General features: G+C 69.2%; 23 protein-coding genes and 2 tRNA genes. 20 read left to right on the top strand and 5 right to left on the bottom strand.

Annotated elements, in window-relative coordinates; translation table 11 throughout:
• Positions 1–18: 18 nt before the first annotated feature.
• On the bottom strand, positions 19–636 hold the full coding sequence (locus tag ACYVGD_RS10820; protein ID WP_460743621.1) for an isochorismatase family protein: 618 nt from the start codon (positions 634–636) through the stop codon (positions 19–21).
• Positions 636–2,036 (bottom strand): nicotinate phosphoribosyltransferase, encoded by a 1,401-nt coding sequence (locus ACYVGD_RS10815; protein WP_460743620.1) that lies wholly within the window; start codon positions 2,034–2,036, stop codon positions 636–638. Before ACYVGD_RS10815 ends, ACYVGD_RS10820 begins: the two co-directional genes overlap by 1 nt.
• Before the next feature lie 33 nt (positions 2,037–2,069).
• Between ACYVGD_RS10815 and clpS the strand changes: the two genes are divergently transcribed.
• The 13 genes from clpS to ACYVGD_RS10750 all read left to right on the top strand — a co-directional run bounded on the left by clpS (position 2,070) and on the right by ACYVGD_RS10750 (position 11,681).
• Positions 2,070–2,411, top strand: a complete 342-nt coding sequence (gene clpS, locus ACYVGD_RS10810) for an ATP-dependent Clp protease adapter ClpS (RefSeq protein WP_460743746.1) — start codon at positions 2,070–2,072, stop codon at positions 2,409–2,411.
• 2 nt (positions 2,412–2,413) lie between these two features.
• On the top strand, positions 2,414–3,007 hold the full coding sequence (locus tag ACYVGD_RS10805) for a DUF2017 family protein (RefSeq protein WP_460743619.1): 594 nt from the start codon (positions 2,414–2,416) through the stop codon (positions 3,005–3,007).
• Between the two features lie 96 nt (positions 3,008–3,103).
• Positions 3,104–3,352, top strand: a complete 249-nt coding sequence (locus tag ACYVGD_RS10800) for a FeoA family protein (protein ID WP_460743618.1) — start codon at positions 3,104–3,106, stop codon at positions 3,350–3,352.
• Positions 3,345–5,303 (top strand): ferrous iron transport protein B, encoded by a 1,959-nt coding sequence (gene feoB, locus ACYVGD_RS10795; protein ID WP_460743617.1) that lies wholly within the window; start codon positions 3,345–3,347, stop codon positions 5,301–5,303. Before ACYVGD_RS10800 ends, feoB begins: the two co-directional genes overlap by 8 nt.
• The gene (locus ACYVGD_RS10790) at positions 5,300–5,584 is read left to right on the top strand and encodes a FeoC-like transcriptional regulator (protein ID WP_460743616.1); all 285 of its coding nucleotides are present in this window, start codon (positions 5,300–5,302) and stop codon (positions 5,582–5,584) included. The genes feoB and ACYVGD_RS10790 overlap by 4 nt, the downstream gene beginning before the upstream one ends.
• 162 nt (positions 5,585–5,746) lie before the next feature.
• Complete coding sequence (locus ACYVGD_RS10785; RefSeq protein ID WP_460743615.1) at positions 5,747–6,442, top strand: RraA family protein; 696 nt, start codon at positions 5,747–5,749, stop codon at positions 6,440–6,442.
• A gap of 41 nt (positions 6,443–6,483) precedes the next feature.
• The gene (gene murI / locus ACYVGD_RS10780) at positions 6,484–7,290 is read left to right on the top strand and encodes a glutamate racemase (RefSeq protein WP_460743614.1); all 807 of its coding nucleotides are present in this window, start codon (positions 6,484–6,486) and stop codon (positions 7,288–7,290) included.
• Positions 7,287–8,036, top strand: coding sequence for an MBL fold metallo-hydrolase (locus ACYVGD_RS10775; protein WP_460743613.1), 750 nt, complete (start codon positions 7,287–7,289; stop codon positions 8,034–8,036). Before murI ends, ACYVGD_RS10775 begins: the two co-directional genes overlap by 4 nt.
• Positions 8,037–8,376: 340 nt before the next feature.
• Positions 8,377–9,105 (top strand): ribonuclease PH, encoded by a 729-nt coding sequence (gene rph / locus ACYVGD_RS10770; protein WP_460743612.1) that lies wholly within the window; start codon positions 8,377–8,379, stop codon positions 9,103–9,105.
• Positions 9,102–9,746 (top strand): RdgB/HAM1 family non-canonical purine NTP pyrophosphatase, encoded by a 645-nt coding sequence (gene rdgB / locus ACYVGD_RS10765; protein ID WP_460743611.1) that lies wholly within the window; start codon positions 9,102–9,104, stop codon positions 9,744–9,746. The genes rph and rdgB overlap by 4 nt, the downstream gene beginning before the upstream one ends.
• Positions 9,743–10,555, top strand: a complete 813-nt coding sequence (locus ACYVGD_RS10760; protein WP_460743610.1) for a thymidylate synthase — start codon at positions 9,743–9,745, stop codon at positions 10,553–10,555. The genes rdgB and ACYVGD_RS10760 overlap by 4 nt, the downstream gene beginning before the upstream one ends.
• Complete coding sequence (locus ACYVGD_RS10755) at positions 10,552–11,037, top strand: dihydrofolate reductase (RefSeq protein WP_460743609.1); 486 nt, start codon at positions 10,552–10,554, stop codon at positions 11,035–11,037. Before ACYVGD_RS10760 ends, ACYVGD_RS10755 begins: the two co-directional genes overlap by 4 nt.
• On the top strand, positions 11,037–11,681 hold the full coding sequence (locus ACYVGD_RS10750; RefSeq protein ID WP_460743608.1) for a Type 1 glutamine amidotransferase-like domain-containing protein: 645 nt from the start codon (positions 11,037–11,039) through the stop codon (positions 11,679–11,681). The genes ACYVGD_RS10755 and ACYVGD_RS10750 overlap by 1 nt, the downstream gene beginning before the upstream one ends.
• A gap of 77 nt (positions 11,682–11,758) precedes the next feature.
• Here ACYVGD_RS10750 and ACYVGD_RS10745 read toward each other — a convergent pair whose 3' ends face one another.
• From ACYVGD_RS10745 to bcp, 3 genes are all read right to left on the bottom strand, one after another.
• Positions 11,759–12,256 carry a GNAT family N-acetyltransferase gene (locus ACYVGD_RS10745; protein WP_460743607.1) on the bottom strand — a complete coding sequence of 166 codons (498 nt, stop codon included), beginning with the start codon at positions 12,254–12,256 and terminating at the stop codon, positions 11,759–11,761.
• Between the two features lie 89 nt (positions 12,257–12,345).
• Positions 12,346–12,427 (bottom strand) — tRNA-Leu (locus ACYVGD_RS10740).
• Positions 12,428–12,502: 75 nt separating this feature from the next.
• The gene (gene bcp, locus ACYVGD_RS10735) at positions 12,503–12,991 is read right to left on the bottom strand and encodes a thioredoxin-dependent thiol peroxidase (RefSeq protein ID WP_460743606.1); all 489 of its coding nucleotides are present in this window, start codon (positions 12,989–12,991) and stop codon (positions 12,503–12,505) included.
• A gap of 103 nt (positions 12,992–13,094) precedes the next feature.
• On the opposite strand from bcp, the gene ACYVGD_RS10730 reads away from it, so the two are divergent.
• The 7 genes from ACYVGD_RS10730 (at position 13,095) to ACYVGD_RS10700 (ending at position 18,722) form a co-directional block, all read left to right on the top strand.
• Complete coding sequence (locus ACYVGD_RS10730; protein ID WP_460743605.1) at positions 13,095–13,397, top strand: DUF3618 domain-containing protein; 303 nt, start codon at positions 13,095–13,097, stop codon at positions 13,395–13,397.
• A gap of 49 nt (positions 13,398–13,446) precedes the next feature.
• Positions 13,447–13,743: a GroES family chaperonin gene (locus tag ACYVGD_RS10725; RefSeq protein ID WP_460743745.1), complete on the top strand. Its 297-nt coding sequence runs from the start codon at positions 13,447–13,449 to the stop codon at positions 13,741–13,743.
• Positions 13,744–13,972: 229 nt separating this feature from the next.
• Complete coding sequence (locus tag ACYVGD_RS10720; RefSeq protein ID WP_460743604.1) at positions 13,973–15,295, top strand: ABC transporter substrate-binding protein; 1,323 nt, start codon at positions 13,973–13,975, stop codon at positions 15,293–15,295.
• 106 nt (positions 15,296–15,401) lie between these two features.
• On the top strand, positions 15,402–16,427 hold the full coding sequence (locus ACYVGD_RS10715; protein WP_460743603.1) for a carbohydrate ABC transporter permease: 1,026 nt from the start codon (positions 15,402–15,404) through the stop codon (positions 16,425–16,427).
• Positions 16,428–16,612: 185 nt separating this feature from the next.
• Positions 16,613–17,419 (top strand): carbohydrate ABC transporter permease, encoded by an 807-nt coding sequence (locus tag ACYVGD_RS10710; protein ID WP_460743744.1) that lies wholly within the window; start codon positions 16,613–16,615, stop codon positions 17,417–17,419.
• 156 nt (positions 17,420–17,575) lie between these two features.
• Positions 17,576–18,319 (top strand): DUF5134 domain-containing protein, encoded by a 744-nt coding sequence (locus ACYVGD_RS10705; protein WP_460743602.1) that lies wholly within the window; start codon positions 17,576–17,578, stop codon positions 18,317–18,319.
• Between the two features lie 330 nt (positions 18,320–18,649).
• A tRNA-Lys gene (locus tag ACYVGD_RS10700) sits at positions 18,650–18,722 on the top strand.
• Positions 18,723–18,804: the final 82 nt, after the last annotated feature.

The raw sequence follows: 18,804 nt of genomic DNA, 5'->3' as shown, positions 1-18,804 counted from the left end.
CCTGCGCGAGCCGGCCTGTTATCCGTGGGCGACGCCGCCCTGGGCGAGCTCGGCGACGAGGGAGTCGTGGTCCTCGGGGCGGATAGCGGCGGACAGGGGCATGAGGACCGTGGTGACGAAGCCCTCGCGGGCGGCGTCGAGCGCGGTGGCCTTCACGCAGTAGTCGGTGGCGATGCCGCACACGTCGACCTCCTCGACGCCGTGGTCGCGCAGCCAGTCGGCCAGGCGCACGCCGTCGGCCGCGCCCTCGAAGCCGGAGTAGGCGGCTGCGTACTCACCCTTGTCGAAGACCGCCTCGAACCCGTCGGAGACGAGGTTCGGGTGGAGCTCGACACCGGGTGTGCCGACCACGCAGTGCGGGGGCCACGAGTCGACGAAGTCGGGCGTGTCGGAGAAGTGTGCGCCGGGGTCGATGTGGTGGTCGCGGGTGGCGACGACGTGGTCGTAGCCGTGGTCGCCGGCGAGGAGCTCGGAGATCTTCGTCGCGACCTCGGCGCCGCCGGTCACGGCCAGCGAGCCGCCCTCGCAGAAGTCGTTCTGGACGTCGACCACGACGAGGGCGCGTACGCCGGGCTCGCGCAGGGTGTCGAGATCGTCGCCGCCCTGGTCGGCGGGGATGTTCAGCGTCTGGTTCATCAGTTCCCCCTGGGGGCGCCGCCGGAGATGCTGGGGGCGGGGCCGGAGGTCTGGGCGTACGGGTTGTGCTTCTCATCGCCGTCGACCTCGAGGTAGATGGTGTCGATGGCGGCCTCGCCCTTCGACATCTTCAGCGCGGCCAGCGGAAGCTCGGCGCGCGCCTTCGTGTGGCGCTCGCGCGCGGCCGCAAGGTCTTCGCGGCCGACGATCTCGCCGTCGGCGACGAGTTGTTCGAGCAGCGGGCGGTCGTTCCAGTCGCCCTCCGGCTGCTTGCCGACGCCGATGACCTCGGCCTCGGCGATGCCGCGGTCGTTGAGGCGTCGCAGCGCGAACTTGCGTCCGCCGATAGAGACCTTGTTGGTGGCCTTCTTGGCGACCGGGACCATGGGGGCGTCCTTGTCGCTGTTCTCGGCGCGCGCGACGAGCTTGTAGACGAAGCCGCACGTCGGGTGGCCGGAGCCGGTGACGAGGGAGGTGCCGACGCCGTAGCCGTCGACCGGTGCCGCGGCGAGCATGGCGATCTGCCACTCGTCGAGGTCGGAGGTCACGATGATGCGGGTGTCCTTGGCGCCGAGCGAGTCGAGCAGCTTGCGGACGTCCTTGGCCACGACCGCGAGCTCGCCGGAGTCGAGGCGGATGGCCCCGAGCCTGCCGTCGGTGAGGCGTACGCCGGTGCGTACGGCGTTCTCGACGTCGTAGGTGTCGACCAGCAGCGTCGTCCTCTCGCCGAGGGTCTTCAGCTGGGCGGCGAACGCCTCCTCCTCCGACTCGTGGAGGAGGGTGAAGGAGTGGGCGGCGGTGCCGGCGGTGGGCACACCGTAGCGGAAGCCGGCCTCCAGGTTCGAGGTCGAGCCGAACCCGGCGATGTACGCGGCGCGCGCGGCGGCGACGGCCGAGGCCTCCTGCGTACGCCGCGACCCCATCTCGATGCACGGGCGACCCTGGGCCATCGCGGTCATGCGCGAAGCGGCCGAGGCGATCGCCGAGTCGTGGTTGTAGATGGACAGTAGGACCGTCTCGAGGAGGCACGCCTCGGCGAACGAGCCCTCGACGACCAGCAGGGGCGATCCTGGGAAGTAGATCTCGCCCTCGCGGTAGCCCCAGATGTTGCCCGAGAAGCGGTAGGTGGACAGCCACTGGGCCAGCTCGTCGTCGACGATGTCGTGCTCGCGCAGGAACGTGACGGTCTCGTCGTCGAAGCGGAAGTCCTCGATCGCGTCCAGGGCGCGCCCGACGCCGGCGACCACACCGTAGCGGCGTCCCTCGGGCAGGCGGCGGGGGAAGAGCTCGAACACGCTGTGCCGGAACGCCGTTCCGGACTGCATGGCGGCGCGCACCATGGTCAGCTCGTAGTGGTCGGTCAGCAGGGCCGTCGTGGGCCTGTGTGCGGTGGTGGTCACACGACGAGCGTAGAGGATGCCAAGATGGGGGCCATGTCCGCCGTGTTCTGTCGCCCCGTCGCCAGCGCCGCGCCGTTCGGGCCAGCGGGTGCCTCGGGGGGAGCCGCCGTCGCCGAGCGCCCCGCCGAGCAGGCGCAGGCCCAGACCCCGTGGGTCACCATCGTCTGGGACGACCCGGTCAACACCCAGGTCTACGTGACGCACGTTTTCACCAGCTATTTCAACTACCCGAGGGCGAAGGCCGAGCGGCTCATGCTGCAGGTCCACCACGAGGGGAAGGCCGTGGTGTCGACGGGCAGCCGCGAGGAGATGGAGCGCGACTGCAACGCGATGCACGAGTTCGGGCTCTGGGCGACCCTCGATCGGGCGGAGTGATAGTGGCACGCTTCGAGTTCGACGGCCAGGTCGCCTCTTTGTACCTGACGCAGGACAACATCAGGATCCTCCTGTCGCTGACCGAACAGCTCATCGAGCTGGTGGGGGACGGGGTGCCGGGGCCCGACCCCCACCCGGAGTCCGACGACCCGTTCGCGATGTGGGAGGCCGACCTGTCGGAATCGCCGGACGAGCCGGAGGTGCCCGAGGACCCGGCGCTGCAGCGCCTCTTCCCGAACCCTTACCCCCACGACCCGCAGTCGGCGTCCGACCACCGTCGCTTCACCGCGGGGGAGGGTCGTCGCCGCAAGCTCTCCGACGCCGAGGTCGTGCGGTCCGCGCTGGCCTCGGGCCACCCGCCCGTCCTCATCCCCGTCGCCGAGGTGACGGCGTGGCTCAAGACGACCAACGCCATGCGCCTGGTCATCGCGTCCCGTCTCGGCATCGACGACGAGGAGTCGATGGAGGCGCTCGACATGGTTCCCGAGACCGATCCGCGGGCGATGGGTGCCTACCTGATGGCCTTCCTCGCCGATCTCCAGATGGTCATCATCGAGCTGACGAGCCTCGACGACGACGATGCGGTCGAGGACTGACCGCACATCCGGGTCCCGGCCGAGTGTCTGGACTCACATCTTTGATGGTCCCACAAGGGTAGGCTAACCTAAGCCCCCGGCGTACAGTGGTCGTTCATGAGAACGATCGAGGCGGAGCGCACGGTGGCGCTCACCACTCTGGCCACCGCCACCTGCGCGACCATCGCGCGGGTCGATGGCGAGACACGCCTCGTCCGCCGTCTGGCCGCGCTCGGCGTACGCCCGGGCGTGCTCGTCACCGTCGGCCACCGCACGGCCGGGGGAGGGCGCGTCGTCACTGTCGCCGGCTCCCGCATCGCGCTCGACCGCGAGGTCCTCGCCGGGATCGAGGTCGTCGATGTCTGAGGTCCTCGGCGCCGTCCCCAGCTGCCACTCGGCAGGTGGAAGCGTCGGCGCGGGGACGGGTGCTCCGGTCGTCGCCCTGGTCGGTGCACCGAACGTCGGCAAGTCCACCCTGTTCAACGCGCTCACCGGCGCGAAGGTCACGATGGGCAACTGGCCCGGAACGACCGTCGAGGTCTCCCGCGGCGTCTGGAAGGTCCCCGGCGCCCACGGGACCACCCCGGCCACGCTCATCGACCTGCCCGGTGCGTACTCGCTCGACCCCATGTCGCCCGACGAGGCACTGACGCGCGCGCTGCTGGTGGACGTGCCCGAGGGGGAGGTTCCCGACGTCGTGGTCGTCGCCGCCGACACCGCCAACCTGGAGCGCTCGCTCTACATCGTCAGCCAGATCCGCGAGCACGCCGTCCGCGTCGTCGTCGCCCTCACCATGGTCGACGTCGCCCGCCGCCGCGGACTCGCGGTCGACACGTACGCGCTGGCCGAGCAGCTCGGCTGCCCGGTCGTCGTCGTGGACCCGCGTCGCCGCCAGGGCCTCGACGTGCTGGCCGAGACCGTGCTGGCCCAGCTCGACGAACCCGTTCCCGCGGCCCGTGAGACGGGCCTGGCCGCCGACGCCGACGAGCTCGACGTCGAGGACGAGCGGTTCGCGTTCCTCGGGGCTGCCGCCGGTCGCGGGCTCGCCGCCGACGGCGCCGCCCGTCAGAACTGGTCGGAGCGCATCGACCGCTGGGTGACCGCGCCGGTGGTCGGTCCGCTGCTGTTCCTCCTCGTGATGTGGGCCGTCTTCCAGGTCACCACCACCGTCGCCGCCCCGCTGCAGGACTGGCTGGACGGGCTGTTCAGCGGACCCATCAGCCAAGGTGCGACCGCCGCGCTGACCGCGGTCGGGCTGGGGGACAGCTGGGTCAAGGGGCTGCTCGTCGACGGACTGATCGCCGGTGTCGGCATGCTGCTGACGTTCGTGCCGCTGATGACGCTGATGTTCACCCTGCTGGCGATCCTCGAGGATTCCGGCTACATGGCCCGCGCGGCCGTCGTGACCGACCGACTGATGCGGTCCATCGGCCTTCCCGGGCGCGCCTTCCTGCCGCTCATCGTCGGCTTCGGCTGCAACGTGCCCGCCATCGCCGCGACCCGCATCCTGCCCTCGGCGCGCCAACGCCTCATGACGGTGCTGCTCGTGCCGTTCACCTCGTGCTCGGCCCGGTTGACGGTCTATGTCATGCTCGGCACGACCTTCTTCGGCTCGCGCGCCGGCACGGTCGTGTTCGCCATGTATCTCGTGTCGATCCTGTTCGTCGTCGGCATCGGCCTGCTCCTGCGCGGCACGCTGTGGCGCACCATGGGTCGCGAGCCGCTGGTCATCGACCTGCCGCCGTACCAGGTGCCCACGCTGCGGCTGACCGCTGCCGTGACCTGGCAGCGTCTGCGCGGGTTCCTGCAGACCGCCTCGGGCATCATCGTCGCCACCGTCTGCGTCGTGTGGCTCCTGCAGTCGATCCCGACCACCGCCGGCGCCGGCTTCGGCGAGGCGCCCGTGGAGGACTCCGCGTACGGGGTCGCCGCCCATGCCATCGCCCCGGTCTTCGCCCCCGCCGGCTTTGGCCAGTGGCAGACCGCGTCCGCGCTGGTCGTCGGGTTCGTCGCCAAGGAGGCGGTGATCTCGTCGTGGGCCCAGACGTACGCGGTCGCCGAGCCCGCCGAGGGCGAGGTCGGCCAGCTGGGCGAGCGGATCATCGATGCGTTCGTTCAGTCCTCGGGTGGGCACCCGCTGCCGGCCGTGCTGGCATTCATGGTCTTCCTGCTCGCCTACACCCCCTGTGTCGCGACGCTCGCCGCCCAGCGGCGTGAGATCGGCTGGCGCTGGACCCTGTTCGGTGTCGGCCTGCAGCTCGCCGTCGCATGGCTGGCCGCCGTGGCCGTGTTCCAGATCGGCAGGTTGTTCTGGTGAGCGGCCCGCTCAGCCAGGTCCTCGCCGCCATCGAGGACGGCGCCACGTCGGTCGACGACATCGCCCGCCGCTGCACGATGGAGCCGTCGGCCGTCCGCGCGGGCATCGACCACCTCGTGCGCATGGGCCGCCTCGAGACGTCCGAGCTGTCGAGTGGGTGCCCGTCCGGCGGCTGTGGCACCTGCGCGTCCGCCGTCGAGGGCGCGCCCGGATGCGGCTCGCCCCGGCCCTCGGCCGCGCGTCGCGGCCCGGTGCTGGTCCAGCTCCGCGTACGCCGTTAGCTCGGCGACGACGGATCCGCCGCACGGCGCGTCAGGGACCACGAAGACCCGCATCGTCTCCCGTGCTGTCCCTCCCGCCGTGTCCCCACCGTGGGCATCTCGAGGTCTGCCCGGATCTGAGACGCCCACCACGGCGGGGCGCGGATGGTCATACTCACCCGCATGAGCCGCAACCCCCATGCCTGGACCATCGACGAATCACCCGAACGGGTCGACCCCGGGGTGATCGACGGACTCGCTGCGATCGAGACCGGTCAACTCGCCGACGGCGACCCCCGCGTACGTGTCATGGACCCGGGCATCCGCATCCAGGCCGGTGACGGCGAGCTGTGCGGTCCGGCGGTCACGTGCTGGACCAACCCCGGCGACCTGCTGTTCCCGCTGAAGTCCGCCGACTGCGTCAGTGAGGGCGACGTCGTCGTCATCGACGGGTCGGGCCACACGGCCTCGGCGCTGGTCGGCGAGGTGTGGGCGGGCACGATCGCCGCCCACGGTGTCGCCGGTGCGGTGGTCGACGGTGCCGTACGTGACGTCCTGGGCGTGGAGCAGGCCGGCGTCACGTTCTATGCGCGCGCCACGAACCCCGGCAAGCAGACCATCGCCGGCCCGGGCGCGATCAACGTGCCGATCACATGCGGCGGTGTCGTCGTCGAGCCCGGAGACATCGTCCGCGCCGACCGCACGGGCGTCGTCGTCATCCCGCGCGACTGCGCGGCCGAGGTGCTGGCAGCCGCGCACGCCGTTGACGAGATCGAAAAGGGCTGGATCGAGGCGCTGCGCCACGACGGCTTCGGCACGGCGCTCGGCCTCGACGCGCTCATCGAGCAGGGCCGCGGCTCGGAGCAGCGCGGCGGCTGAGCGTACGCCTTCGTCGGACCGGTGAGTGATAATGGCTCACCGTGACCGATCTCCAGACCTCCGCCCCCATCGGCGTCTTCGACTCCGGCTTCGGCGGGCTCACCGTGGCCCGTGCCATCGTCGACCAGCTGCCGAACGAGGACCTGGTCTACCTGGGCGACACGGCGCGCTCTCCGTACGGCGACAAACAGCTCGCCGAGGTGCGCGAATATGCGCTGGAGTGCCTCGACATGCTCGTCGACCGTGGCGTGAAGGCGCTCGTCATCGCCTGCAACTCGGCGTCGTCGGCGGTCCTGCGCGATGCGCGCGAGCGCTACGACGTGCCAGTGGTCGACGTGATCCTGCCGGCCGCTCGACGGGCGGTCTCGGCCACGCGCACGGGGAAGGTCGGCGTGATCTGCACCGCCGCGACGGCGACGTCGCGCTCCTACGATGACGCGTTCTTCGCCGCGCCCCAGATCCAGCTCCACACCCAGGCGTGCCCGCGGTTCGTCCCGTTCGTCGAAGCGGGCATCACGGGCGGCCCCGAGCTGCTGGAGGCCGCCCGCGGCTACCTCGCGCCGCTGCAGGAGTCGGAGGTCGACACGCTCATCCTCGGATGCACCCACTACCCGCTGCTCACCGGCGTCCTGTCCTACGTGCTGGGCGACACGGTCACGCTGGTGAGCTCGGCCGACGAGTGCGCCAAGGCTGCGTACGCCCGCCTCACCTCGCTCGACCTGCTCCACGCCGAGCCGCGCGACGCGAAGCACACGTTCCTCACCACGGGCAACCCCGAGAAGTTCGAGGGCATCGGGCGCCGCCTCATCGGCAACCTCGTCGCCGACGTCGAGCAGGTGGTCGCATGAGGCTCACCGTCCTGGGCTGCTCCGGCTCCACCTCGGGCCCCGGCAACCCCGCCAGTTCCTACCTCGTCACCGAGGGCGACCACGCCGTCGTGCTCGACATGGGCCCGGGCTCGTTCGGCGCCCTGTGGGGTGCGATGGACGCCCGCGGTCTCGACGCGATCCTGTTGTCCCACCTCCATCCCGACCACTGCCTCGACCTGTGCGCCTACAACGTGGCCGCGCGGCACAGCCCGACCGCGCCGTGGGACCGCATCCCGGTGTACGCGCCCGCGCACACCCCGCAGCGCATGGATGCCGCCTATCGCCCCGACGACGTCGAGGTACCGACGTGGGCCGTCGACTTCGTCGCTTGGCGGCCGACCCAGCAGGTCGGCCCGTTCACCGTCCGCACCGCCGCGGTCGACCACCCGACCGAGGCGTACGCGATCCGCCTCGACGGGCCGTCCGGCAGCCTCGTCTACTCCGGCGACACCGGCCCGTGCGACGCACTCGTCGACCTCGCCCGAGGGGCGGACACGCTGCTCTGCGAGGCCGCGTACCTGCACCGCGACGACCTGCCCGCCGGCATCCACCTGTCCGGCCGCCAGGCCGCTGAGCACGCGAGCCGGGCCGGCGTACGCCGCCTCGTGCTCACCCACGTCCCGCCGTGGCACGACCCCGCCGACGTGTACGCCGAGGCACGCCCTCACTTCGCCGGCGAGCTGATCGTCGCCGAACCGGGGATGATGGTTGAACAGGAGCAGTGACGGAAACGTTCGGGGCTCCGCGCGATGGTGACCCAACTTCGCGATGATCAAATACGCTTCGCCCCTTTCTCCGGTAGGTGCTCCACGGCCTGCCCTGGGATTCCGATGCTCCTTTGAAAGGACTACTTCGACCGTCGACCGAGCTCCACGATGGGGTGTGCTACCCGTCCGTCGCGACGGGAGGATTGAACCGTCCTGCCGCCCGGCGCAGGCGCGTCAAAAACTCTCTTTGATCGGTGCGGCGGCATGTGCTTATCAAGGAGAGGGAATCCCGGCGTACGTGATCCAGCCGTGCTGGGGGCTGCGCCGCAACGTGGTCGGTTCACCTAGACTCGCGGCCATGACTTCTGGACCCCGTGCCGACGGCCGCAACCACGACCAGCTCCGCGAGGTGCGCATCACGCGCCAGTGGCTCGACCACGCCGAGGGCTCGGTCCTGATCGAGTTCGGCAAGACGCGCGTGCTCGTTGCCGCGTCGGTCACCGAGGGCGTCCCGCGCTGGCGCAAGGGCTCGGGCCTGGGCTGGGTCACGGCCGAGTACGCGATGCTGCCGCGCGCCACCCACGACCGCTCCGACCGTGAGTCGATCAAGGGCAAGGTCGGCGGTCGCACGCACGAGATCTCGCGGCTGATCGGCCGCTCGCTGCGCGCGGTCATCGACTACAAGGCGCTCGGCGAGAACACCATCGTGCTCGACTGCGACGTGCTCCAGGCCGACGGCGGCACGCGTACGGCCTCGATCACCGGTGCCTACGTGGCGCTGGCCGATGCCGTGTCCTACCTGCGCGAGCGTGGCGCGCTCGCCGGGGAGCCGCTGAAGGACTCGGTCGCCGCGATCTCCGCGGGCGTGGTGTCGGGCACGCCGATGCTCGACCTCGCCTACACCGAGGACTCGACCGCCGACACCGACATGAACATCGTGATGACGGGCTCCGGCAGGCTCATCGAGATCCAGGGCACCGCCGAGGCCGACCCGTTCGACCGCGCGACGCTGAACCAGCTGCTCGACCTCGGCGAGAAGGGCTGCCGCGAGCTGACGGCGATGCAGCAGGAGGCCCTCCAGGCATGAGCCAGGTCGTTCTCGCCACCAACAACGCGAAGAAGCTCACCGAGCTGCGCCGCGTCCTCGACGGGTCGGGCATCGAGGTGCTCGGGCTGTCCGACGTGGCCTCCTACCCCGAGCCCGCCGAGACGGAGGACACTTTCGAGGGCAACGCGCTGATCAAGGCGCGCGCCGCGGTCGAGGCGACGGGCCTGCCCGCGCTCGCCGACGACTCCGGCATCGCCGTCGACGCGCTCAACGGCATGCCCGGCGTACGCTCCGCGCGCTGGTCGGGGCCCGAAGCGACCGACGCGTCCAACGTCGACCTGCTGCTCGCCCAGCTCCACGACCTGCCCGCCGAGAAGCGCGGCGCGAGGTTCGTGTGCGCCATCGCGTTCTGCCTGCCCGACGGCTCGTCCCACCTCCAGGTCGGCGAGGTGAAGGGCACCGTCGCCACCGAGCGTTGCGGCGACAACGGCTTCGGCTACGACCCGCTGTTCGTCCCGGTGGGGGAGACCCGCACCACCGCCGAGATGACGTCGGAGGAGAAGGACGCCATCAGCCACCGCGGTCAGGCCGTCCGCGCGATGGTCCCCGTCGTGATCGAGACGCTCGCGCGGACCACCCCGCTCTCCGAGCGAGCGGAGAGAGACGAGGAGCGGCAGTGAGGCAATACCTCGACCTCCTCCAGCGGGTCCTCGACGAGGGCGTCGACAAGTCCGACCGCACCGGCACCGGCACGCGCTCGGTCTTCGGCCACCAGCTCCGCGTCGACCTCACCGAGGGCTTCCCGCTGCTGACGACCAAGAAGGTCCACACACGCTCGATCATCGGCGAGCTGCTGTGGTTCCTGCGCGGTGACTCCAACATCGGCTTCCTCCACGACAACAAGGTGACGATCTGGGACGAGTGGGCCGACGCCAACGGCGACCTCGGCCCGGTCTACGGCGTCCAGTGGCGCTCGTGGCCGACACCCGACGGCGGTCACGTCGACCAGATCAAGCAGGTCGTCGAGTCGCTGAAGAACAACCCCGACTCGCGGCGTCACGTCGTCTCGGCGTGGAACGTCGCCGACGTGCCGAAGATGGCGCTGCCGCCGTGCCACATGTTCTTCCAGTTCTACGTGGCCCCGGCCGACGACGGCGGCCACGGCCGGCTGTCGTGCCAGCTCTACCAGCGCTCGGCCGACCTGTTCCTCGGCGTCCCGTTCAACATCGCCTCGTACGCGCTGCTCACCCACATGGTCGCCCAGGTCTGCGGGCTGCGGGTCGGCGACTTCGTCCACACGTTCGGCGACGCCCACATCTACGCCAACCACATGGACCAGGTGCGCGAACAGCTCTCCCGCGAGCCGCGTCCCCTGCCGCGGCTGGTGATGAACGCCGACGTCACCGACATCGACGGGTTTTCGATGGACGACTTCGCGTTCGAGGGCTATGACCCCCATCCCGCGATCAAGGCCCCGGTGGCCGTATGACCACGTCCCGCCACGACGACGTCGCCGCCATCGTCGCCGTCGCCCGCAACGGCGTCATCGGCAAGGACAACGACATGCTGTGGCACCTCCCCGGAGACTGGCCACGCGTCAAGGCGCTCACCACGGGCGGTGTCTTGGTCATGGGCCGCCGCACCTTCGAGAGCATCGGCCGCCCGCTGCCCGGCCGCGACTCCTACGTGGTCACCCGCAACCCCGACTGGTCCCACGAGGGCGCGCGTACCTTCACCGACGTCGACGCGGCCATCGACGCCGCGCTGGCCTCGGGCAAGCCGGTGTGGATCTTCGGCGGTGGTCAGATCTATGCCGAGGCGTTGCCGCGCACCACGCGCATCGAGCTCACCGAGGTGCCACTCGAGCCGGAGGGGGACGCGTTCTTTCCCGATCTCGACCCCGCCGACTGGCGCGAGGTCGCACGCGAGTCGTTGCCCACCCACGACAACGTGACCCTGGTCCGCCGCTGATGCGTCTCTACCTTGCCTCGTTCCGGCCCGTCCCCGACCCCGAGCGGTTCCGCGCGCTGATCGGCAGGAAGAACCGCACCGGCCTGGTCTGTGTGAACGCGATCGACCACGAGCCCGCCGACGTGCGCGCCGAGAAGCTCGCCGCAGAGATCGCCGCGCTGAAGGAGATCGGGCTGAAGGCCACCGAGCTCGACCTGCGCGCCGAGACGCCGATGTCGGTCGCAGGCAAGCTCCTCGACGCCGGGTTCCTGTGGGTCCGCGGCGGCAACGTGTTCGTGCTGCGTCGAGCCATGGGGGCGTGCGGTCTCGACCAACTCCTGCCCCAGATGCTCGCCCGCGACGCGTTCGTGTATGCGGGCTACTCCGCCGGCGGTGCGGTCCTGGCGCCCGACCTGGCCGGGTTCGAGACCTGCGACGACCCGGCGGAGGCCGACGCGCTGTACGGCCCGGCGTCCAGCACGAAGGGCATCGGTGTGCTCGACCGCCCGTTCGTGCCCCACCTGGGCACCCCCGGCCACCCGGAGTCCGAGGTGCTGGAGCAGGTCGCCCGGGCGTACGCCCACGCCGATCAGGAGATCTGGGCGCTGCGGGACGGCCAGGCGCTGGTGGTCGACGGCCGGAGGACCGAGGCCCCCGCGGGCTGAGCGGCGGGTGCCGAGCACGACGCGGGCCGGGAGCCGCGATGTGCGGTCCCGGCCTGCGGTGTCGGCTCAGACATTGGTCAGAGGCTGCGGCGGTACTTGCGCTCGATGCGGCCCGTGACGGGGTGGGGTCGCGTCTCGTCGGTGGCCTGCCAGGCAAGGGCCTCGTAGACGAAGATCGCGCGCGTGTTGTCGGCGTAGACCCACAGGACGGCCTCGTCGAAGTCGTCCTCGCGCAGCGCGTCGGGGAGCGCCACGAGCAGACGGCGAGCCCAGCCCTCGCCCCAGTGGCCCGGGGCGACGCCCAGATAGCGCAGCTCGGCCTTCTTCGGGTCGTCGGAGTCGCGCTGGGGCTCGGCGGCGGCGAACGCCATCATCTCGCTGTCGTCGGTGAGGGTGAGCAGGAACGCGCGGTCGGAAGCCTCGAGCACCTCGTGGATGAGGGGCGCGGCCTGGTCGATGGAGACATCGCTGGCCTCGCTGCCCGCCATCTCCTCGTCTCGCTTCGCGATCGCGTGGGCCCAGATGCGGGCGGACTGCTCGGCGGCGGCACTGTCTCGGGTCTTGACGATCTCCACGGTGCTCGTGCTCCTTCTCTCGTGGGACTGATGCTGTGGGGCCACAGCGACGCACCCATCGAACTCGTGTGCTCCCGGCGCGCCCCACGTACCGAAGAAGGGACTCGAACCCTCACGCGCAAGCGCACAGGAACCTAAATCCTGCGTGTCTACCAGTTCCACCACTTCGGTTCGCCGACGGGCGCCGTCGGCGTTGTCAGTCTAGTGGTCGTCGGGGCGCGTCGCGCCACACGACCGAACCGTGGGTCACAGGCCCAGGTCCCGGCGCAGCCGCGCCACGTGCCCGGTGGCCTTGACGTTGTACTGCGCTTCGGCGAGCGTCCCGGTGCCGTCGTCGGCCACGTCGATGACGAAAGTCGAGCGGATGACGCCCTCGATCTCCTTGCCGTACATCATCTTCTTGCCGAAGGCGGCGTACGCGCCCATCACCGAGCGGTCGGCGTCCGACAGCAGTGGGAAGGCGATCGACTCCTTCTCGACGAAGCGGGCAAGCTTCTCGGGGGTGTCGGGGGACACGCCCAGGACCTGCACGCCTGCGGCCTCCAGCTCGGCCGCGGCGGCGGTGAAGTCGATGGCCTGTGTGGTGCAGCCCGGCGTCATGGCGGCGGGGTAGAAGTACAGGATCACGCGGCGTCCGGCGAAGTCGGACAGCGAGACGGTGGTGCCGTCGGCGGCGGGGAGGGTGAAGGCGGGGGCGGGGTCACCGGCGGTGAGGCGGGCGGGGGAGTTGCTCATGAGCGCAGCCTAGCGAGGCCGGTCCGTGGCGCACGCGATGGCGAGGTTTCGCTGGTATAGGCTGGGTGAGCGACTCAGCGAACCAATTGACCGAGGAGACCCCGTGGCAGACCAGGGCCAGTCCCGCAGCCGCCAGCAGATCGAGTCCGACCTGACGGCCGCCCGCACGCGCCTCGCGGCGAATCTGGAAAGCCTGATCGATCAGGTGCACCCGACCAACGTGAAGCAGCGTCAGGTCGACGGCATGAAGACGCTGGTCAACAACGAGCTCGGTCACGCGAAGGACCAGTTCAAGACTGCCGACGGCCAGTGGCGCACCGATCGCCTCGCGCTGGTCGCCGGCTCGGTCGCTGGCGCGGTCGCCCTGCTCGTCACGATCCGCCTGATCACCAAGAAGCGCTCCTGAACCGGTGAGCGACCACGACACGGAGGCCGGCGGCGAGCTTCCGATACGCATGCTGCACGACCGGGTGCTCGTCTCAACCGAGGGTGAGGCGGGGGAGCGGCGCAGCGGTGGCGGCATCCTGATCCCCGCGACCGTGGCCATGGGCCGGCGCCTGCGCTGGGCGAAGGTCGTCGCGGCCGGCAGCAGCGTACGTCAGGTCACGGTGGCTGACCGCGTGCTGTTCGACCCCGAAGACCGCGCCGAGGTCGAGGTGCGCGGCAAGGACTACGTGCTGCTGCGCGAGCGCGACATCCACGCCGTGGCGGCCGAGCGGCTCTCCGACGGTCACACCGGCCTCTACCTCTGACCGCCCCGCGGCTGCCGCGCGGGACATCCAACCGCGTCCGTCCCCCGCCAGGTGCGGGTCGACGCCGGATTCTCGTTCTTCGAGAGCGATCCTGATACCCACCTGACCAAAATGTCAGGAGTTGGTAACGAAGGCGTTTCCTTAAACGGTTCAGATTGCTGACTCGTGGGTAGGCTGAGCCAGCACTTCCCGGGCAGTCCGGGGGATCGCACAACGAAGTGAGGCTTCTATGACCGTCGTCCGCAAGGCTGGCCGCGTGATCATCGCGGCGGCATCTGTCGGAACCATGCTCCTCGTCTCCGCCTGCGGTGGCGGCTCGACCTCGGGTGGCTCGGCGACCACCGGTGCTGCGAGCAACGCCAACTGGGACGAGAAGGGCCCGATCCAGTTCGTGTCCGGCAAGGACACCTCGAACGCCGTCCCGAAGATCATCGAGAAGTGGAACCAGCTCCATCCCGACCAGAAGGTCACGTTCATCGAGCTGTCCGACTCCGCCGACGAGCAGCGCAACGCGATGATCCAGAACTACCAGACCAAGGGCGTCGACAAGACGATCTACGACATGGACATCGTCTGGACCGCCGAGTTCGCCGCCAACAAGTACGTCGTGCCGCTGCCCGACGGGAAGTTCGACACCTCGAAGATGCTGAAACCGGCCGTCGACGGCGCCACCTACTTCAACAAGCTGTACGCAGTGCCCGTCACGTCCGACGGCGGCCTGCTCTTCTACCGCAAGGACTGGCTCGACGCCGCCGGCGTCTCCGCCGCCCCGAAGACCCTCGAAGAGGTCAAGACGGTCTGCGAGCAGGTCAAGGCGAAGGTCCCCGAGGCCAAGGACGCCGGCTGCTACGCGGGCCAGCACCAGAAGTACGAGGGCCTGACGGTCAACATGTCCGAGGCCATCAACTCGGCCGGCGGCTCGATCGTCGACAAGGACGGCAAGGTCAACGTCAACACCCCGGAGGCCCAGAAGGGCATGCAGTGGATGGCTGACGCCTTCAAGGACGGCACCATCCCGCAGGGTGCCATCACCTGGAAGGAGGAGGAGTCGCGCCAGGCGTTCCAGGACGGCAAGCTGATGTTCCTGCGCAACTGGCCTTACGTCTACTCCAAGTTCTCGGCCGAGGACGGCTCGTCGAAGGTCAACGGCAAGTTCGGCGTCGCCGCGCTGCCGGGTGTCGGTGGTCCGGGCGTCTCCTCGCTCGGCGGTCACTCGTACGCCGTCGCCGCCAACGCCAAGAACAAGGGCACCGCGCTCGAGTTCATCAAGTTCGCCTCGGACGTCGAGCAGCAGAAGCAGCGCACGGTCACCTCCGCGCTCGCCCCGTCGCTGGAGTCGCTGTACGACGATCCCGAGCTCGTCGCGAAGTACCCGTACCTCACCGAGCTGAAGAAGTCGATCGCCAGCGCCCAGCCGCGCCCGAAGGCCGTCAAGTACGGCGACGTCTCCAAGGCCATCCAGGACGCGTCGTACGCCGTCCTCCAGGGTCAGAAGGACGCCAAGACCGCGACCGCCGACCTGCAGAAGCAGCTCGAGGGCCTGGTCAAGTAACGGATCCCCGCCGCGTGCCCGGTGTCACCGACAGAGCACCCGCTCTGCGGGGCACCGGGCACGCGCCATCCGGGTCCTGACCGGACCCACCTGACGAGGAGGCGCAGTGGCCACCGAGACCAAGCGTTCGAAGAAGAACGCACTTTCCGACGGGCAGAGCGGGTTCGCCGCACTGCTCCTGTCGCCGACGCTGGCGGTCATCGTCGCCGTCGTCGGCATCCCGATCCTGCTGTCGATCCGGGAGGCGTTCTTCCTCAAGAACGACGGCATCAACCCCGAGACGGGCGAGATCATGACCGGCGAGCAGTTCGTCGGCCTGCAGAACTTCACCAACGTCTTCACCAACTCCCATCCCGTCCCCGGCCTGTGGGGCAGCATGGACCGCTTCTTCAACGCGTTCCTCAACACCACCGCCATCACCGTGGTCTGCATCCTGCTGGAGACGATCCTCGGCGTGGCGATGGCGCTGATCATGAACAAGGCGTTCAAGGGTCGCGGTATCGTCCGCGCCGGAATCCTCGTGCCGTGGGCCATCCCGACGATCGTGTCGGCCCTCATGTGGAAGCTGATCTTCGACGAGGCGGGCATCGCGAACAAGCTGACGGGCCAGCACACGCTGTGGCTGGCGGACAACGCCTCGTCGTTCTGGGCGATCGTCATCGCCGACGTGTGGAAGACCGCGCCGTTCATCGGGCTGCTGACCCTCGCCGGTCTCCAGACGATCCCGGCCGAGGTCTACGAGGCCGCGAAGGTCGACGGCGCATCGGTCATGCAGACCTTCACCCGCATCACGCTGCCGATGATCAAGCCGGCGCTCGTCGTGGCCGTGCTGTTCCGCACGCTCGACACCATGCGCATGTTCGATCTTCCCTACGGCATGATCGGCCCGGGCAAATACTTCGTCGAGACGCTGTCGGTGTTCGCCTACGACGAGGCCAACCAGGTCCGCTACGGACCCGCGGCGGCGTACTCGATCGTGCTGTTCCTCTACATCATGCTCGTGGCGTTCCTGTTCGTGAAGTTCCTCGGCGCCGACGTGGTCGGTGACGACGAGCTGAGGGCCATCAAGGAAGCCAAGAAGCGCAACAAGAAACTGAAGCCGACCACTACCTCAGGGGAGGCCGCAGCATGAGCACCAACCATTCGCTTCCTCCGGAGCAGGGGGAGATCTCGCTCGAGACAGAGCGCGAGGAGAACACCACCTCGAACGCGCTCGACCGTCGCGCCGGCGGCGATCCCGACATCGACGTCGCGGCTCTGGCAAAGCCGAAGGTGAGTGGCAAGCAGCGCCTTGGCCGCATCGCGAGCTATATCGGCATGGCGCTGATCGTCATCTACTGCATCGCGCCGTTCTACTGGATGATCGTCTCTTCGCTGCGCCTGCCCACCATGGGCCGCAGCACCGACCTGATCCCCAACCCGATGTCGCTCGAGAACTTCCAGGCGGTGTTCGCTCCCCAGAACAACTTCGGCCGATCGCTGGTCAACTCGCTGATCGTCTCGCTGACGACCACGGTGCTCACGCTCGTCCTGGGCATCATGGGTGCGTACGCGCTGGCGCGCCTGCGCTTCAAGGCCAAGGGGCTCGTGCTGGCCATCATCATCGGCTGCTCGATGTTCCCGGGCATCACCCTGCTGATCCCGCTGCTGAAGATGTTCACGGGCACCTATGAGTGGCTGCCGATCAACTGGATGAACACCTTCCAGGCGCTCATCCTGCCGTCGCTGTCGTTCGCGCTCCCGCTGTGCGTGTGGAACCTCACCGCGTTCTTCCGCCAGCTCCCCGTAGAGCTCGAGCACGCGGCGATGGTCGACGGCTGCACGCCGATGCAGGCGTTTCGACGCGTCATCCTGCCGCTCGCGGCACCCGGAGTGTTCACCACGGCGATCATCACCTTCATCGCCGTGTGGAACGAGTTCATGATCGCCCTGACCTTCGGGCAGGACAAGAACATGAACACCGCGACCGTGGCCATCTCGAAGTTCACCGGCGCGACCGGCTTCGACACCCCGTACGGCACCATCATGGCCGCCGGTGTGATCGTGACGGTCCCGCTGCTGATCGCGGTGCTGATCTTCCAGCGCCGCATCGTCGAGGGCCTGACGGCCGGCGGCGTGAAGTAGTCCACGCAATCACCAGACGGATCGGCGGTGGCCACGGTGACGCGGCCACCGCCGATCACGTTCCCGCGGTGACGCAGATCACCCGGCGTGAGGGAACGAAGTGGACCAGTGGTTCGTGGCTCACATCGGGCACACAGCCCCCAGAAAGGAAACGTCTTGTTCACTCTCGCCGATACACCCGTCAAGTTCGTCGCGCTCCTGGTGATGTTCGCCTTCCCCGTGGTCTGGTGCGGCTGGGAGGTCATCCGGTCGCGGGGTGTACGCCACGTCATTTCCAACGTCCTCCATCTCCTGATGGCGGTGGTCATGCTGGTGATGGTGCCGAAGACGTGGTGGCAGCCGTTCCACAAGGTCGTGCCGCTGCCGTTCCTGATCGGTCTGTTCGTCGTGGCGGCACTCTGGTTCGTCGGCCTGCTCATCGACTCGCGTCGTCGCGGTGAGGAGGGGCTGTCCCTCCACTTCGTCGGCCACGCGATGATGATGGGTGCGATGGCCTGGCACCTGTCGGGCATGGTCGCGAAGATGGCGCAGATGAAGGCCGGCATGGAGCCCGGGGGCATGAACCACGGCGGGATGAACCACGGCGGGATGAACCACGGCGCCGCCTCGGGGCCCGACCCCATGTTCTGGATCGCGGTCATCGGCGTGGTCTTCATGAGCTGGCTGCTGTTCGCCGCGGTGAAGGACCTCATCGAGGCCGTACGCCCGGCCCCGCGCCTCGAGTCTGCGCCCGGTGCTCCGGTCCTCGAGGTCGCCGGCTGCCACGACCCGCGTCCGGTGGGCTCGCTCGGCCAGCGCCTGTCGGCCCTCGACGGGTTCTGCATGAACTTCGGCATGTTCTGGATGTCGACCGGCCTGATGGTCGTGCTGCTGCCGTTCTTCTCGGTCTTCTCGTTCTGATCCGCCGACCCGACCCGCGGGCGCGCGGCTGCTGGAGCACAGCGTGGGCAGGTACGCGGCCCGCGCGGGCTACGAGCGGGTGCTCGGCGTCGAACCGGACAACGCCGATGCCATGCGACGGCTGGCCCCGGCATGTTGTCGCCCGACATCGCATACGTGTGCGAGGCCTTGGCCAGCTCGCCGAGGTTGATCCCCTCGACAACCTGGTCGTGTACGCCGAGGACGACGGGCCGCACGCCGAGCTCAGGGCCTACCTGAAGGAGCGTCGTCTGGTCTGAGCCCCGCCGATTTGCGCAATGGGGAGTCGCCGAGTAATGTTTCTCCTCGCGCGCACCGGTAGCTCAACTGGCAGAGCAGCTGACTCTTAATCAGCGGGTTCAGGGTTCAAGTCCCTGCCGGTGTACTCCTCCGAAGGGCCTTGGTCATCCAGACCGGGGCCCTTCGTCGCATCCCGTTCGTTCGAGGTCAGCGAACCCCGGGAAGTG

Source organism: Mariniluteicoccus endophyticus, from assembly GCF_054780035.1.
Note: the sequence above shows the minus strand (reverse complement) of the source record. Positions and strands in the feature narration are given on the sequence as shown.